Origin of the sequence: Mucilaginibacter sp. CAU 1740, from assembly GCF_039839285.1 — a bacterium.
Taxonomy (GTDB): Bacteria; Bacteroidota; Bacteroidia; order Sphingobacteriales; family Sphingobacteriaceae; genus Mucilaginibacter.
On the sequence record NZ_JBDOQS010000019.1, the window covers coordinates 1 to 15,425 of the forward strand.

14 protein-coding genes are annotated in these 15,425 nt (G+C 45.3%); 13 read left to right on the forward strand and 1 reads right to left on the reverse strand.

Annotation, left to right across the window (positions count from 1 at the left end):
• Positions 1-183: 183 nt before the first annotated feature.
• Positions 184-1,062, reverse strand: a complete 879-nt coding sequence (locus AAFN85_RS29650; protein WP_347531594.1) for a Fic family protein — start codon at positions 1,060-1,062, stop codon at positions 184-186.
• Positions 1,063-1,459: 397 nt separating this feature from the next.
• Between AAFN85_RS29650 and ilvD the strand changes: the two genes are divergently transcribed.
• From ilvD to ilvA, 13 genes are all read left to right on the forward strand, one after another.
• Positions 1,460-3,166, forward strand: coding sequence for a dihydroxy-acid dehydratase (gene ilvD, locus AAFN85_RS29655; RefSeq protein ID WP_347531595.1), 1,707 nt, complete (start codon positions 1,460-1,462; stop codon positions 3,164-3,166).
• Positions 3,167-3,312: 146 nt separating this feature from the next.
• Positions 3,313-5,049, forward strand: coding sequence for a biosynthetic-type acetolactate synthase large subunit (ilvB, locus tag AAFN85_RS29660; RefSeq protein WP_347531596.1), 1,737 nt, complete (start codon positions 3,313-3,315; stop codon positions 5,047-5,049).
• Positions 5,050-5,073: 24 nt separating this feature from the next.
• Positions 5,074-5,676, forward strand: a complete 603-nt coding sequence (ilvN, locus tag AAFN85_RS29665) for an acetolactate synthase small subunit (RefSeq protein ID WP_119410850.1) — start codon at positions 5,074-5,076, stop codon at positions 5,674-5,676.
• A gap of 188 nt (positions 5,677-5,864) precedes the next feature.
• Positions 5,865-6,923, forward strand: a complete 1,059-nt coding sequence (gene ilvC, locus AAFN85_RS29670) for a ketol-acid reductoisomerase (RefSeq protein ID WP_347531597.1) — start codon at positions 5,865-5,867, stop codon at positions 6,921-6,923.
• A 117-nt stretch (positions 6,924-7,040) separates the two neighbouring features.
• Positions 7,041-8,459, forward strand: coding sequence for a 3-isopropylmalate dehydratase large subunit (leuC, locus tag AAFN85_RS29675; RefSeq protein ID WP_347531598.1), 1,419 nt, complete (start codon positions 7,041-7,043; stop codon positions 8,457-8,459).
• Between the two features lie 117 nt (positions 8,460-8,576).
• A complete protein-coding gene (locus AAFN85_RS29680; protein ID WP_347531599.1) occupies positions 8,577-8,858 on the forward strand; it encodes an antibiotic biosynthesis monooxygenase in 282 nt (93 codons plus the stop codon).
• Positions 8,859-8,896: 38 nt separating this feature from the next.
• On the forward strand, positions 8,897-9,487 hold the full coding sequence (leuD, locus tag AAFN85_RS29685; protein ID WP_347531600.1) for a 3-isopropylmalate dehydratase small subunit: 591 nt from the start codon (positions 8,897-8,899) through the stop codon (positions 9,485-9,487).
• Between the two features lie 70 nt (positions 9,488-9,557).
• Positions 9,558-10,358 (forward strand): methyltransferase domain-containing protein, encoded by an 801-nt coding sequence (locus AAFN85_RS29690; protein ID WP_347531601.1) that lies wholly within the window; start codon positions 9,558-9,560, stop codon positions 10,356-10,358.
• Between the two features lie 58 nt (positions 10,359-10,416).
• On the forward strand, positions 10,417-11,487 hold the full coding sequence (gene leuB / locus AAFN85_RS29695) for a 3-isopropylmalate dehydrogenase (protein WP_347531689.1): 1,071 nt from the start codon (positions 10,417-10,419) through the stop codon (positions 11,485-11,487).
• A 15-nt stretch (positions 11,488-11,502) separates the two neighbouring features.
• Positions 11,503-11,916, forward strand: a complete 414-nt coding sequence (locus tag AAFN85_RS29700) for a hypothetical protein (RefSeq protein ID WP_347531602.1) — start codon at positions 11,503-11,505, stop codon at positions 11,914-11,916.
• A gap of 136 nt (positions 11,917-12,052) precedes the next feature.
• Positions 12,053-12,808 carry a methyltransferase domain-containing protein gene (locus tag AAFN85_RS29705; protein ID WP_347531603.1) on the forward strand — a complete coding sequence of 252 codons (756 nt, stop codon included), beginning with the start codon at positions 12,053-12,055 and terminating at the stop codon, positions 12,806-12,808.
• A gap of 149 nt (positions 12,809-12,957) precedes the next feature.
• Positions 12,958-14,124 carry a 2-isopropylmalate synthase gene (locus AAFN85_RS29710; protein WP_119410858.1) on the forward strand — a complete coding sequence of 389 codons (1,167 nt, stop codon included), beginning with the start codon at positions 12,958-12,960 and terminating at the stop codon, positions 14,122-14,124.
• Positions 14,125-14,126: 2 nt separating this feature from the next.
• Entirely contained in the window at positions 14,127-15,377 is a 1,251-nt protein-coding gene (ilvA, locus tag AAFN85_RS29715; RefSeq protein ID WP_347531604.1) for a threonine ammonia-lyase IlvA, read from the forward strand.
• Positions 15,378-15,425: the final 48 nt, after the last annotated feature.

Consider the following 15,425-nt stretch of genomic DNA (forward strand, 5'->3'; position numbering starts at 1 on the left):
AATTCCGCTTTAAGGTTAGATCATTATTGATGTTCCGCATAATTGAATTAACGTTTTTTATTGCTTGTTAATTCTGTTACCGAATTATCTAACCTTTACAATTGCGAGGTACGAAGCAATCGCACGGAAGCAGATCCGCCCTGTATAGTTAGCGATTGTTTCGTTCCTCGCAATGACGATAGTTTATTTTAACGATTGCGCCAACATCAATAAAAAAGGCAAAGCTTTAGAATAATCCAATAACTCATACTCCAAGCCCAGCAACCTTATATTATGATAGTAGGTTTGATGCTGGTCATAATATAACTTTTCTGATTGCATGAACCAGGCTTTAGGCCCAAGCTTCTCAGCAATGAACCATTTTTCGAGCAGGCGTGCGGTACGGCCATTACCATCTTCAAACGGATGAATCTTCACAAATGCCAGGTGGATCATCGAAGCACAGAAGAAAACTTCGGAAGCCGTTAACTTAGCTTTCGATAACAGACCGATATCGTTAAAAAGCAGCTCCATCTTATGTGCCACCAAATCGGGCGAACAGGCTACATATTCAATTTTACCATCCGGTGTTATTACAAACATGTTCCCCATACGGAGTTGACCACGGCGTTCTTTTTGCAGGATATGTTTGGTGAGTAATTGGTGTGCTTCCTGAACTGCTTTATAGCTTAGCTTTTCGTTTTGGGCGAATTGGTAAGTTTCGTAAAGATCATCTATCTTTTGCGTGTAATCTGGCAGAAAGTGAGCGCCAAGCATTTTATGCTTCATGAATGAATCGAGCTCAATGTTCTCGCCTTCTATTTTAGAGGAAAAAACAGCAGAGACTGAAGTATAAAAACTGAATGTGCCAGTTGAGAGCGTACTATCTTTTAATTGATCGAAGTTTTGCGAAAGCACAGCGGGTACCTTCTGCAGGTATTCGTCCAGCAAATTAACAGGTAATATTTCGAATGGCAAATCCTTCATCGCAGAATGTAAAGTTACAGTTTTTCCGCAGGTTTGAGCGTCCTCGCTCGAACCCTCCGGGATGTAAGCGTCCACGCTTACATCCTTGCTAACCATTGCACTGGAGCGTGGACGCTCCCCCCTCCAATCGTTCAAGCGTGGACGCTTAAACGTGCGATGCAAATCCCCCATTTTCTCCAACCTCCCACCCCATTCCTCCCATTTCAGGCAGAAAATCGGCAACTTACTATGCATGCATAAAAAACATACCGAATACCGTTTTAAACTTTGGTCTATTTTGTAAAATATTTTATATCTTTATAAATAAAAATTACAGAATTAAATTCTGTCAAATAAAATAAATTAAAATAAAATACTTATTTCAAAAAATCAACGCGGTCTATTGTTATTGCATAATGCGATGGCTACCTTACATATATTGATTTTCGATACCCGATAAACCTGTATCAACAACAAAATCCGAGTACTAAAACTGTTTATATATAATATAAAAATGAGTTCATCATCAGATACCACCAAGGCTATAGAATTGAACAAGTATAGCAAAACCTTTACCCAGGATCCAACGCAGCCTGCAGCTCAGGCCATGCTTTACGGGATCGGCTTAACCGACGATGATATGCGCAAAGCGCAGGTCGGCGTGGCCAGCATGGGTTACGATGGTAATACCTGCAACATGCACTTGAATGATCTGGCTAAACTGGTGAAACAAGGTATCTGGGATGAAGATATGGTGGGCCTCATTTTCCACACCATTGGCGTAAGCGATGGTATGAGCAACGGTACCGAAGGTATGCGTTACTCGTTGGTAAGCCGTGATATCATTGCCGATTCTATCGAAGCGGTAACCGGCGCACAATATTATGATGGTTTAATTACCCTGCCTGGCTGCGATAAAAACATGCCTGGGTCGGTAATGGCTATGGGTCGTTTAAACCGTCCGTCAATCATGGTGTATGGTGGTACAATTAAACCTGGCCACTGGAAAGGTGAAGACCTGAACATTGTATCAGCTTTCGAAGCTTTAGGCAAAAAGATTGCCGGCCAGATTGATGATATCGATTTTATGGGTGTAATTAAAAACGCCTGCCCAAGCGCGGGTGCCTGCGGTGGAGTATATACTGCTAATACCATGGCTGCCGCTATCGAGGCATTGGGTATGAGCTTGCCATACTCATCATCAAACCCTGCACTAAGTGAAGATAAAAAAGCAGAATGTCTTGCGGCCGGTAAAGCCATCAAGATACTGTTAGAAAAAGATATTAAACCATCAGATATCATGACCCGCGAGGCATTTGAAAATGCTATTGTAGTGATCATGGTATTAGGTGGATCAACCAACGCGGTATTGCACCTGATTGCAATGGCCAAAAGCGTTGATGTTAAATTAACCCAGGATGATTTCCAAACGGTAAGTAACCGCATCCCGGTACTGGCCGATATGAAACCAAGCGGTAAATACATGATGGAAGACCTCCACAACATTGGCGGCGTTCCGGCTGTAATGAAATACTGTTTGGAGCAAGGCTGGTTACATGGCGATTGCCTTACCGTTACCGGTAAAACCATTGCCGAAAACCTTGCCGATGTACCTGCACTGGAATTTGAAACTCAAAAAATCATTAAACCTGTTGAAAACCCTATCAAAGCAACCGGCCATTTACAGATCCTTTACGGAAACCTTGCCGAAGGCGGTAGTGTTGCCAAAATCAGCGGTAAAGAAGGTGAACGTTTCACCGGACCAGCCCGTGTATTTGATGGCGAGTTTGAACTGATTGCTGGTATCCAGAGCGGTCGTGTTAAAAAAGGTGATGTTGTGGTTATCCGCAATGTGGGCCCTAAAGGCGCGCCGGGCATGCCAGAAATGCTGAAACCAACTTCGGCCATATTTGGTGCCGGTTTGGGTAGTTCGGTAGCATTAATTACTGATGGACGCTTTAGTGGCGGTACTCACGGCTTCGTCGTCGGTCACATCACACCCGAGGCTTACGATGGCGGGTTTATAGCGATGGTGAATGATGATGACGTAATTGAAATTGATGCAGTAGCCAACACCATAAACGTATTACTATCGGAAGAAGAAATAGCCACACGCCGTGCCGCATGGCAACAACCGGCGCTAAAGGTTACCAAGGGTGTGTTATACCGCTACGCCAAAAGCGTTACTACCGCTGCTGAGGGTTGCGTAACCGACGAATAGTAGATAATGAACAAAATGGCTTATCAAAAAAGCCATGAATAAAGTGAATGCAAATTAAGCGCGTTCATTTTAGCAAATTAGAGACACAGAGAGTAAAATCAGTTTAGCACACCAAAAAGTGCTATAAACATAAAAAACTAACAGGTATGGAAACTGCACAAGAAACCTTAACCGCACCAGCCGCCACCGAAACTGTAAACGTTTCGGGATCGGTAGCATTATTGGAAGCATTGATAGCCGAAGGTACCGACACTATTTTTGGTTACCCGGGCGGCGCTATCATGCCTATTTATGATGCTTTGTTTGATTATAATGATAAACTGAACCATATACTGGTACGCCACGAGCAGGGCGGCATTCATGCCGGCCAGGGCTATGCGCGTACTTCGGGCAAAGTGGGTGTGGTATTTGCCACCAGCGGTCCGGGTGCAACCAACCTGGTAACAGGTTTGGCCGATGCCCAGATTGACAGCACCCCACTTGTTTGTATCACTGGCCAGGTATTCGCACACCTTTTGGGTACCGATGCCTTCCAGGAAACAGACGTGATCAACATCACCACCCCGGTTACCAAATGGAACTACCAGGTAACCGATGCTACCGAAATTCCTGAAGTTATTGCCAAGGCTTTTTATATTGCCCGCAGCGGCAGGCCAGGCCCGGTATTGATCGACATTACCAAAAACGCCCAGATCCAGCTATTTGACTTTGCAGGTTACAAACCATGCGATCACATCCGTAGCTACAGGCCGAAACCAATTGTTCGTCCGCAATACATCCATGCTGCTGCCGAGCTGATCAACAGCGCAAAAAAACCATTCATCCTGTTTGGTCAGGGTGTTATTTTGGGCAGCGCAGAGCAGGAGTTTAAAGCTTTTGTTGAAAAAAGCGGCATCCCTGCTGCCTGGACAGTTTTAGGTGCAGGCGCTATCCCAACAGATCACCCGCTTAACGTAGGTATGCTGGGTATGCACGGCAACTACGGCCCTAACGTTTTAACCAACGAGTGCGATGTATTGATCGCGATAGGTATGCGTTTTGACGATCGCGTAACCGGTCGCCTTGATAAATATGCGAAACAGGCTAAAGTGGTGCATTTGGATATCGACCCGGCCGAGATCGACAAAAACGTAAAATCGACCGTACCGGTTTGGGGCGATTGCAAGGAAACACTTCCGTTGCTTACCAAAGCCATCGAACAAAAACAACACACCGAATGGTTAGCAAAATTTAACGATTACACCCGCCAGGAAGTTGAAGCCGTTATCCATAACGAGCTTAACCCAACTACCGAAGAAATGACCATGGGCGAGGTGATCAAACAATTGAACGAGATCACCAAAGGTGAAGCTGTTATTGTGACCGACGTAGGTCAGCACCAAATGGTGGCCTGCCGTTATGCTAAATTCAACAATACCCGCAGCAACGTAACCAGCGGTGGTTTGGGTACCATGGGCTTCGCGCTTCCGGCTGCTATAGGTGCCAAATTTGGCGCTCAGGATCGTACCGTAGTTGCTATTATTGGAGATGGCGGTTTCCAGATGACCTGCCAGGAGCTTGGTACCATTATGCAAAGCGGCATCGATGTAAAGATCGTTATCCTGAACAACCGTTTCCTGGGCATGGTAAGGCAATGGCAGGAGTTGTTTAACCAACGCCGTTATTCATTTGTTGATATTCAAAGTCCCGATTTTGTGGCGCTTGCTGCCGCATACCGTATCCCTGGCAAACTGGTTGATGACCGTGCAGATTTAGTACCTGCATTGAACGAAATGCTGAGCGCACCGGGATCATTCCTTTTAGAAATAATGGTTACTAAAGAGAACAACGTGTTCCCGATGGTACCACAAGGATGCAGTGTAAGCGAGATCAGGTTAAAGTAAAACGCCCTCTACAAAAACAAAGTCATGAGCGAAGCAGAAGAAAAAAAGGAATTTAACATCACCATATATACCGAAAACCAAATTGGTTTATTAAGCAGGATAGCTATTATATTTACACGCCGTAAAATCAATATTGATAGCCTGAATACTTCTCCGTCGGAGATTGACAGTATTCACCGCTTTAATATCGTGATCAACGAGTATGAAGAAGTAGTACGCAAGCTTACCCGCCAAATTGAAAAACAGGTTGAGGTATTGAAAGCATACTATCACACCAACGAAGATGTGATTTGGCAGGAATTAGCGTTATACAAAGTATCAACCGATGTAATTGCCGAAAAGGTTAGCGTTGAGCGTTTACTGCGCGAAAATGGTGCCCGCGCGGTAGTGATCCGTAAAGATTACACCGTGTTTGAAACCACCGGTCACCGCGAGGAAACCGATAACCTGATCAACATATTACAACCTTACGGCCTGATCGAGTTTGTACGCAGCGCCCGTGTAGCCATTATCAAAGACAGCGAAGGCTTTAACAGCAAGCTCCGCGAATTTGAAAGGCTTGAACCAGGTGAAGAGGTAATAGAAAACGAATACCTAAACCAAGGGCAGAAGGTGTTTACGATGTAAGCCCGCCGAAGGCGGAGAGATTAGTGATTGGAGAATAGAGATTAGGTTAGAAAAAACAATCAAAATCATCAATCAATAACATCAAATAATCGGTGTAATCCCAAAAAACAAAACTTAAATTACTCATAAAATAAAATCGGTGGGATCAATAAAATCATTGAGATCACCAAAAATCAAACAATAAAACAATGGCAAAACTAAATTTCGGCGGCACTGAAGAAAACGTAGTAACCCGCGAAGAGTTCCCTTTATCAAAAGCTCAGGAAGTATTAAAAGACGAAGTTGTAGCGGTAATTGGCTATGGCGTACAAGGTCCTGGTCAGGCTCTGAACCAGAAAGACAATGGTATCAACGTAATTGTTGGTCAGCGTAAAGGCACCAAAACATGGGATAAAGCTATCAGCGATGGTTTTGTACCAGGTGAAACACTTTTTGAAATTGAAGAAGCTCTGCAAAGAGGAACTGTGATCTGCTACCTATTGAGCGATGCAGCCCAAATCGCGTTATGGCCAACTGTTCAAAAACACTTAACTCCAGGTAAAGCCCTTTATTTCTCTCACGGCTTTGGTATCACTTTCAACGAGCAAACAGGCATCGTTCCTCCTGCTGATGTTGACGTGTTCCTGGTTGCTCCTAAAGGTTCAGGTACTTCATTACGTCGTATGTTCTTGCAAGGTCGTGGCTTAAACTCAAGCTACGCTATCTTCCAGGACGCTACTGGTAAAGCATTTGATCGTGTTATCGCTTTAGGTATCGCTGTTGGTAGCGGTTACTTATTCGAAACCAACTTCAAAAAAGAAGTATTTAGCGATTTAACCGGCGAACGTGGTACTTTAATGGGTTGCGTTCAAGGTATCTTTGCTGCACAATACGATGTATTACGTAGCAAAGGTCACTCTCCATCTGAGGCGTTTAACGAAACAGTTGAAGAGCTTACCCAATCATTAATGCCGCTTGTTGCTGAAAACGGTATGGATTGGATGTATGCAAACTGCTCAACTACTGCTCAACGCGGCGCGCTTGACTGGTGGAAAAAATTCCGTGACGCTACTAAACCAGTATTTGAAGAACTTTACGAAAGCGTTGCTACAGGTAAAGAATCTCAACGTTCTATCGATTTGAACAGCCAACCAGATTACCGCGAAAAACTGGATGCAGAATTGAAAGAATTACGCGAAAGCGAATTATGGCAAGCAGGTAAAACTGTACGCAGCCTACGCCCTGAAAACCAGGTTGTAGAAGCTTAATATTTTAGGTGAAAGCCGAAAGGTTAAAGGCGAAAGCCTTAAAATAAAACTCACCAACACGTCATTGCGAGAAACAGGTTGTTTCTCGCAATGACGTTACTAAAGAAAAATAATAAAATGGGACAAACATTATTTGATAAGATCTGGGATGCGCACGTCGTCAGCAGCAGCGAGGGGTTCCCGGATATTTTGTATATCGATACACATTTCATTCACGAGGTAACCAGTCCGCAGGCATTTGATGGTTTGCGTACAAGAGGTTTACCCGTTTTCAGGCCAAAACAAACTGTGGCCACTGCCGATCACAACGTTCCTACTATCGATCAGCACTTACCCATTAAAGAAGAACTTTCACGCTACCAGGTAGATATGCTTACCAAAAACTGTAAAGAGTTTGGTATTGAGCTATATGGCTTAGGCCACCCGTACCAGGGTATCGTTCACGTTATAGGCCCCGAGCTGGGCATCACCCGTCCGGGTGGTACTTATGTTTGCGGCGACAGTCACACTTCAACCCATGGCGCTTTTGGTGCTATTGCCTTTGGCATTGGTACATCGCAGGTTGAGCAGGTGCTGGCTACACAGTGTTTACTTCAGTCGCGCCCAAAACGCATGAAAATTGAGGTGAACGGTAAATTACAAAAAGGCGTTGGCGCAAAGGATATTATCCTTTACATCATCGCGCAGATCTCGGCTGCCGGTGGTACCGGTTATGCTGTAGAATATGCAGGCGATACTATCCGCTCGTTGAGCATGGAAGGCCGCATGACCATCTGTAACATGAGCATCGAAATGGGTGCCCGTTGCGGACTGATCGCTCCCGACGAAACCACCATTAACTATGTAAAAGGTCGCGAATTTGCTCCTAAAGGCGAAGAATGGGATAAAGCAGTTGCCTACTGGCAAACGCTGTATTCTGATGAGGACGCCCAGTTTGACGCGGTACTTTCATTCAAAGCAGAAGATATTGAGCCGATGATCACCTACGGAACCAATCCGGGTATGGGTATCGGCGTAACACAACATGTTCCTGAAACAGCTTCTTTTGAGGCTAAAGAACAGGGATCATACAAAAAAGCCCTCGATTACATGGGCCTGCACGATGACGAAACACTATTGGGCAAACCAATTGATTACGTATTCATCGGCAGCTGCACCAACTCGCGCATTGAAGACCTGCGTCAGGTAGCAGAGTTTGTAAAAGGCAAACATAAAGCCGATAATGTTACCGTATGGGTAGTTCCCGGCTCAAAACAAGTACAACAACAAGCCATAGCCGAAGGGTTGGACAAAATATTTGACGCCGCAGGTTTCCCGCTAAGAGAACCAGGCTGCAGCGCATGCCTTGGCATGAACGAGGACAAGATCCCTGCAGGCAAATACTGCGTATCAACCTCAAACAGAAACTTTGAGGGAAGACAAGGGCCTAACAGCCGTACATTCCTTGCAAGTCCGTTAACAGCGGCTGCAAGTGCTATTACGGGTAAGGTTACGGATATCCGTCAGTTTTTCTCTGAGGAGGAGTTGGTAGGTTAATAAGAGGAATAAAAAACACCCACCACGTCATTGCGAGGTACGAAGCAATCCCAAACTTTACAGGGCGGTTTGCTAATCGGGGATTGCTTCGTTCTCCGCAATGATATAAGTAAAAAAATGATACTCGAAGTAGCGATACTCAACGTGATTCCCGGACAGGAAGATGCTTTTATCGAAGCATTCTCAAAAGCCCAGGGCATCATATCAAAAATGGCAGGCTACATCTCACATCAATTAAAAAGATGTGTGGAAAATACAAGCCGGTTTATTTTGCTGGTTGAGTGGGAAAAACTCACCGACCATACAGAGGGGTTCAGAGGATCAAAAGAATACCAGGAGTGGAAAGGTTTATTACATCATTTTTATGATCCTTTCCCTACTGTTGAACATTACGAGTAGAGACTAAATATTAAACGCGTCATTGCGAGGAAAATATTATGGCAACTAAAATATTTAAACACATTCAAACCAGCGTGGTGCCTTTGCCTATCGAAAACATCGATACGGACCAGATCATCCCTGCAAGGTTTTTGAAAGCCACTACCCGCGATGGTTTTGGTAATAACTTATTCCGCGATTGGCGTTTTGATGGCGATGATAATCCTAAACAGGATTTCGTGCTTAATAACCCAAACTACAGCGGTAAGATCCTGGTAGCTGGTAAAAATTTCGGTTGCGGCAGTAGTCGTGAGCACGCCGCCTGGGCCATTGCCGATTATGGCTTTGATGCAGTAGTAAGCAGCTTTTTTGCCGATATTTTTAAAGGCAATGCGCTTAACAACGGATTGTTGCCGGTACAAGTAAGCGAAGATTTTTTAAAGAAAATTTTCGATGCTGTTTATGCCGATGAACACGCTGTAGTAGAGATTGACCTGGTTGATCAGTTTATCAAAATTGTAGCAACCGGCGAGCAGGAAAGCTTTGAGGTTAACCCCTACAAAAAAGCCAGCATGACCAACGGCTACGATGATATCGACTACATCCTAAGCAAAAAGGATGAAATAGGAGAATTTGAAGCAGCCCGTTGAGACGAAAGGATAAAGGCGAAAGATAAAAGGTCAGAAAAAATGACTCAATGACCTAATGACGCGAAGCAAAATGACAACAACAAACAAATACATCCAAAGAGAAGGTAAAGGTACCGCCAAATTATTCGACGAACGGAGTTTAGCGAATGATTATGCTACCCTCGCTACCCTGCTTAAGCCTGGCCTGAAGGTGCTGGATGTGGGTTGTGGTACTGGTGCGATATCTAAGGATATCGCTGCATTGGTTGGCGAAAGCGGTCATGTTACGGGCATTGATAATACCGAGTATTTTATTGAGAGCGGTAAGGAAACTTATGCTTCGGTGAAAAACCTGGAGTTGATATATAGCGATCTGTTCGGCTTTGAGCTGGGTGAGCAGTATGACCTGATCGTCTCGGCGAGGGTGCTGCAATGGCTCAGCAATCCGGTTGAGGCTTTGAAGAAAATGTATTCATTGCTCAAACCCGGTGGTACAGTATCTATTTTAGATTACAACCACGAGGCCTTGCAATGGCAGCCACAGCCACCGGTTAGCATGCAGCGCTTTTATGCTACCTTTTTAAGGTGGCGGGGCGATGCAGGCATGAACAACCACATTGCCGAAGATCTGCCTGACTATTTGCAGGAAGCAGGTTTTACCAACATTGAAGCGTTTGATGCCGATGAGGTTTACCAAAAGGGCGAAGCTAACTTTGTAAACAAAGCTGGCATCTGGGCCAAGGTAGCCCAATCAAAACAAATGGTTGAGGAAGGCTATATTGACAATGAATCTCGCTTGCTGGCTATTGATGAGTACACCCAATGGGTAGAAACCGATGCCGAGCAGATGGTGATGAAACTAAAAGAAGTACGCGGCGTAAAACCCGAATAAATAAAACATCTATAAAACAAAAACACCGCTGCCTATGGCAGCGATAAGGGTTATGGGAATTAAAAAACACATTTTAGTAATACCCGGCGACGGGATAGGCCCCGAGGTTACCACCTGGGGTAAAGCAGTTTTAGAAAAGATCGGTCAGGATCATGGCCACGAATTTACTTTCGATGAAGCCCTGATGGGCCACGCGGGTATCGAGGCAACCGGCAACCCGCTGCCTGATGAAACGCTTGAAAAAGCTAAAGCAAGCGATGCTATCCTGTTTGGCGCTATCGGTCACATTAAATATGATAACGATCCGTCGGCTAAAGTACGCCCGGAGCAGGGATTGTTAAAAATCCGTAAAGAGCTTGGTTTATATGCTAACCTGCGCCCTATTATGTTGTTTGATGAGCTTTTGGATGCATCAAGCCTGAAGCCGGAGATCTTGAAAGGTACCGATATCCTTTTCTTCCGCGAGTTAACCGGCGACGTTTACTTCGGCGAGAAAAAACGCAGTGAAGACCGCAATACCGCTTCCGATCTGATGATCTACTCACGTTACGAAGTTGAGCGTATCGCTATCAAAGCTTACGAGGCAGCACGTGTACGCGGCAAAAGGTTATGTTCGGTTGATAAAGCCAACGTACTGGAGGCTTCACGCCTGTGGCGCGAGGTAGTGCAGGAAATTGCCAAACAATATCCTGATGTTGAAACCGAGCACATGTTTATCGATAACGCGGCCATGCAGCTGGTTAAAAACCCTAAAAAGTTTGATGTGGTATTAACAGCCAACCTTTTCGGCGATATCCTGACCGACGAAGCATCACAAATTGCAGGTTCGATGGGTATGCTGGCTTCGGCTTCGATAGGTGATGGTACAGGATTTTTTGAGCCTATCCACGGTTCGGCACATGATATTGCCGGGCAGGACAAAGCTAACCCGCTGGCCTCCATCCTATCAGTTGCCCTAATGCTCGAAATAAGCTTCGGCCTGAAAGAGGAAGCCAAAAAGATAACTGATGCTATTGATAAAGCGCTGAAAGACGGCTATCGCACCGGCGACATCGCAGATGCCAATACCGATAAAGCCAAAATTTTAGGCACCACAGCAATGGGCCAAAAAGTGCTTGAATATTTATAGTAGCTATTGATTGTCATGATGACGAAGTTCAGCATCTTCATGATGATCTTGTTCCTCTTCTGCAGCTACGGAGCTAACGGCGGAGGAGGAACATTCGCCTTTATCGAGGTGCTGATGGCAACCAGCATGGACGATAATGAAAAGCTCGAAAACCTGGTGCTGATATTGGCGATAGCCAGTCAGATAGCCGGAGTTTACGCCATTATTCGCTCAAACAGCAAATTGATGTTTGGAGTGGTGATAGCACTAAGCCTGGTTGTGATCGTAGTAACCGCTGCTTCGGCAGATGTGATTGGAAAGGTGATTTGGGTGAATAGTCTGTTTGTGGTGAGTGCGGTGGTTTATACTGCATTGCATTTTAAGAATAAGACAAAAGTGCGGGCAAGTGCGATTCCTTCCTTGGGGAAGGAGGAGGAAGGGGTTAGATAAGCATAGCGAATATGCATGTAGCAGAAACCCCTCCCTGCCACTACGCAATCAGCCGCACCCCTCCCGAGGGAGAAAACAGAAGAAGATAACATCTGTGAAATCACCCCAATCAGTGAAATCACAAAAAAGAAATAACATGAAATGGAACGCTGATTTATACGACCAAAAGCATGCCTTCGTATTTAAATACGGAGAAGATGTGCTTGAGTTTTTGGATGTGAAACCTGGAGAGCGCATCCTCGACCTGGGTTGCGGCACAGGCCATTTAACTAAACAAATCCAGGATAAAGGTGCCATTGTAAAAGGTACCGACTATTCGCCCGAAATGATAGCGCAGGCTAAACAGCTTTACCCGGAAGTTGATTTCGCGGTAGAGAATGCAGCCGATTTTTATACCGACGAGAAATACGATGCCGTATTCTCGAACGCGGCCCTGCATTGGGTGCTTGATGCCAATGGCGCTATCCGCAGCGTATTCAACAGCCTGAAAAAAGGCGGTCGTTTTGTTGCAGAGATGGGTGGCAAAGGCAATGTTGAGCGTTTGATTGAAGCTACTAAACAAGTACTGCACAATCATGGCTACAATGAAAAGGCCGATACCAAAGTTTGGTACTTTCCATCTGTAGGCGAATATACTACCAAGCTTGAAGAACACGGTTTCAGGGTTACTTACGTAATTCACTACGACCGTAAAACCCCACTTCAGGATGGCGACCAGGGTGTAGCCAAATGGATCACCATGTTTGGCGCACAATTTTTAGATGGGATCCCGGCAGAGGAAAAAGAACAGATCCTGGCCGAGATCACCAAAAAACTCGAACCTTTTTATAATGAGAACGGCCAATGGTACGCCGATTATAAAAGGTTGCGTTTCATTGCAGTGAAAGAATAGATAAGAGACGCGGGATTTGAGATATGAGAAATTTTCTCTAACTTGAATATTCGCTTCTTAATTAAAAGCGTAAAGAACTAAAAAATAACAATATAGATGTAGATATAGGCTTCCCCCTTGTCTAACATCTCAAATTTAAATAAAACGATATGTTACACGATCCCAACCGCGTTTATGTTTTTGATACCACGCTTCGCGATGGCGAGCAGGTACCGGGTTGCCAGTTAACAACCCCCGAAAAGATTGAGATAGCTAAGGAACTGGAACTGCTGGGCGTGGACATCATTGAAGCAGGTTTCCCGGTTTCAAGTCCGGGCGACTTCCAGAGCGTTGTTGAAATTTCAAAAGCCGTAAAAGAACCTACTGTTTGCGCCTTAACCCGCGCCAACAAAGGCGATATCGATGCCGCTGTAGCATCGCTGCAATATGCCAAACGTCCGAGGATTCATACGGGTATCGGCTCGTCGGACATGCACATCAAACACAAATTCAACAGCACCCGCGAAGAAATTTTGGAGCGCGCTGTTGAAGCTGTTAAATACGCCAAAAAATCGGTTGAAGATATCGAGTTTTATGCCGAAGATGCTGGTCGTGCGGATGTGGTTTACCTTGCCCAAATGGTTGAGGCCGTTATCGCCGCCGGTGCTACCGTGGTGAACATTCCGGATACTAACGGTTACTGCCTGCCCGATCAATACGGTGCCAAGATCAAATTCTTGAAAGAGAACGTTAAAAATATTGATCAAGCCATTATCTCGGTGCATTGCCATAATGACTTGGGTTTGGCTACCGCCAACTCTATTGCCGGCTTACAAAACGGTGCCCGCCAAATTGAAGGTACCATTAACGGTATTGGTGAGCGTGCAGGTAACACTTCTATCGAAGAGGTGGTGATGATCCTGAAAACACACCAAACTTTGGGCTTACATACCCAGATAGATTCCAAAAGGTTTTATGAGTTGAGCCAGATGATCCGCACGCAGATGCGTATGCCGGTACAGCCAAATAAAGCTATTGTAGGAGCAAATGCTTTCGCCCACAGCTCGGGCATTCACCAGGACGGCTTCCTGAAAATGCGCGAAAACTATGAGATAATTCGCCCTGAAGATGTAGGCTTTCCGAGCGCCACAATAGTGCTAACCGCGCGCAGCGGCAGGCATGCTCTGAAATTCCATCTGGAGCGTTTAGGATATACGCTGGATAAGGAAGAACTTGCTTTTGTTTACAATAACTTTTTAACGCTTGCCGATAGCAAGCTTGACATCAACGACCAGGACTTGCAAAGCCTTATGGTGCACCGCCTGGTAAAAAACTAACAATGGAAACTGATACAAAAAGCCAGCTTGATTTTGAAGCGGCATACCAGCGGATAAAAGACGTTGTGAAACGTACGCCGCTGGAATATAACGCCGGACTTTCGGCTAAATACGAATGTGAGGTTTATTTAAAACGCGAAGACCTGCAGATCGTACGTTCATACAAATTGCGCGGTGCTTACAACATGATCAGTCAACTGAATGATGATGAGTTGAGCCGCGGTGTGGTTTGCGCCAGCGCGGGTAACCATGCACAAGGCGTAGCTTTTTCATGCAACAGAAAAAACATTAAAGGCGTAATTTTTATGCCCGAAATTACTCCCAAACAAAAGGTTAAACAAACCGCCATGTTTGGCAACGGTAATATCGAGATCGTGCTTACCGGCGATACGTTTGACGATTGCCTGGCCGAAGCCCTCGCCTACACCGAAAAAAACCAGATGACCTTCATCCCTCCTTTCGATGACTACCGCGTTATTGAAGGCCAGGGAACCGTAGGCGTTGAAATACTGCAAGACCTACCCGATGTTGAAGTAGCCATTATGCCCATCGGCGGCGGCGGCTTTGCATCAGGAACAGGCACTTATCTTAAAAACAACAACCCTAACATCCACCTGATAGGCGTTGAACCCGAAGGTGCCCCTTCAATGCTGGGCGCTATCAACCACGGCAAGCCTATCACCCTGGATGAAATAGACCGCTTTGTTGATGGTGCCGCGGTAAAACGCGTAGGCCTGTTAACCTACGGTATCTGTAAAGAGATCCTGAACGATATGCTGCTGGTGCCCGAAGGAAAGATCTGCACCACCATCCTCAAACTTTACAACGAGGATGCCATTGTAGTTGAGCCGGCCGGCGCGTTATCTGTAGCCGCGCTTGACGCCTGCAAAGACAAGATCAAAGGCAAAAAAGTAGTTTGTGTAATCAGCGGCGGTAATAATGATATCGCCCGTATGCAGGAGATCAAAGAAAAATCACTGCTGTACGAGGGTTTGAAACACTACTTCATTGTAAGGTTCCCCCAACGTCCGGGTGCTTTGAAATTATTTGTGAGCAGTGTGTTGGGCCCTGGCGATGATATTACCCGTTTTGAGTTCATTAAAAAGAATGAGAAGGAGAATGGGCCTGCGTTGGTAGGTATTGAGTTGAAGAACGCGGAGGATTATCCTTCTTTGTTACAACGGATGCATGCGCACAGGTTTAATGTTATTGAATTGAATAAGGATCAGACTTTGTTTGAGTATTTGGTGTGATGCTATAGGCTCGTCACCAGCCCTCCCGCCCCCGTCATTGCGAGGTAC

Excerpts from the sequence above, each read along its gene's own strand:
- AAFN85_RS29650 (WP_347531594.1), bottom strand. The coding sequence starts at position 1,062 with ATGGTTAGCAAGGATGTAAGCGTGGACGCTTACATCCCGGAGGGTTCG.
- ilvD (WP_347531595.1), top strand. The coding sequence starts at position 1,460 with ATGAGTTCATCATCAGATACCACCAAGGCTATAGAATTGAACAAGTAT.
- ilvB (WP_347531596.1), top strand. The coding sequence starts at position 3,313 with ATGGAAACTGCACAAGAAACCTTAACCGCACCAGCCGCCACCGAAACT.
- ilvN (WP_119410850.1), top strand. The coding sequence starts at position 5,074 with ATGAGCGAAGCAGAAGAAAAAAAGGAATTTAACATCACCATATATACC.
- ilvC (WP_347531597.1), top strand. The coding sequence starts at position 5,865 with ATGGCAAAACTAAATTTCGGCGGCACTGAAGAAAACGTAGTAACCCGC.
- leuC (WP_347531598.1), top strand. The coding sequence starts at position 7,041 with ATGGGACAAACATTATTTGATAAGATCTGGGATGCGCACGTCGTCAGC.
- AAFN85_RS29680 (WP_347531599.1), top strand. The coding sequence starts at position 8,577 with ATGATACTCGAAGTAGCGATACTCAACGTGATTCCCGGACAGGAAGAT.
- leuD (WP_347531600.1), top strand. The coding sequence starts at position 8,897 with ATGGCAACTAAAATATTTAAACACATTCAAACCAGCGTGGTGCCTTTG.
- AAFN85_RS29690 (WP_347531601.1), top strand. The coding sequence starts at position 9,558 with ATGACAACAACAAACAAATACATCCAAAGAGAAGGTAAAGGTACCGCC.
- AAFN85_RS29700 (WP_347531602.1), top strand. The coding sequence starts at position 11,503 with ATGATGACGAAGTTCAGCATCTTCATGATGATCTTGTTCCTCTTCTGC.
- AAFN85_RS29705 (WP_347531603.1), top strand. The coding sequence starts at position 12,053 with ATGAAATGGAACGCTGATTTATACGACCAAAAGCATGCCTTCGTATTT.
- AAFN85_RS29710 (WP_119410858.1), top strand. The coding sequence starts at position 12,958 with ATGTTACACGATCCCAACCGCGTTTATGTTTTTGATACCACGCTTCGC.
- ilvA (WP_347531604.1), top strand. The coding sequence starts at position 14,127 with ATGGAAACTGATACAAAAAGCCAGCTTGATTTTGAAGCGGCATACCAG.